Consider the following 758-nt stretch of genomic DNA (forward strand, 5'->3'; position numbering starts at 1 on the left):
GGCGGGACGGAGTCCTTATCCACCTCGCCCCCTTTAACAGAGGAACGGGAAGAACTGGCCGGCTATCTGCTGGGGGACTTGTCTCCCGAGCAGGCGAGTGCTCTAGAGGCACGCCTAACCCAAGACCCTCGGCTGGTGGCCGAACTGCAAGCCTTGCAAGAAACCTTGGAATTGTTGCCCTACGGATTGCCAGGAGTGCTCCCGCCTGCCAGCTTGCGCGATAAGGTGATGGCAGAGGTGGGGGCTATCGGCTTACGCGAGCAGGAGATGGCAGTCCCCCTTCACTCTCCACTGCCTGCTTTTGGGGTGGGGTGGCGCTGGCTGGGAGGCTTGGTGGCGGCAATTTTGGTTCTGCTCAGCTTGGACAACTGGCGACTGCGGCAAGCTCTGCAACTAGCCCAGTTAGAGCCGGTGCGAGCATTGTCTCATCTCCTGCAACAGCCGGGATCCCGTCTGGTGCATTTGCAGGGGGAGGCGGGGACGGCCAACGTGCTGTTTCGCCCAGGAGACTGGCAGGAGGTTATCTTGGCCGCACGGGATCTGCCCCAACCGGTGGCGGGGGAGCGCTACTCCCTCTGGCTCAAGCTGGACAATGGCGAGTTCCTCCACTGTGGTGACTTTCAGGTGGATGCTCAAGGCTCTGCTCTGGTGGCCCTACGCCCATCCCGCACGTTGCCGGCAGGTACCCGCGCCCAAGAGCTGGTGATTGCGACCGGCTCCCGTCAACTGCCCGCTCGCGCCAGCGGGACGGAGTCCTT

1 protein-coding gene is annotated in these 758 nt (G+C 63.1%); it reads left to right on the top strand.

Features of this window, described 5'->3' with window-relative positions; all coding sequences use genetic code 11:
• Positions 1–758: anti-sigma factor domain-containing protein (locus NW856_RS12530; RefSeq protein WP_414400539.1), on the top strand; the 758-nt coding region annotated here is incomplete at both ends.

The organism is Synechococcus sp. R3-13 (assembly GCF_047462195.1).
Lineage (GTDB): Bacteria > Cyanobacteriota > Cyanobacteriia > Thermostichales > Thermostichaceae > Thermostichus.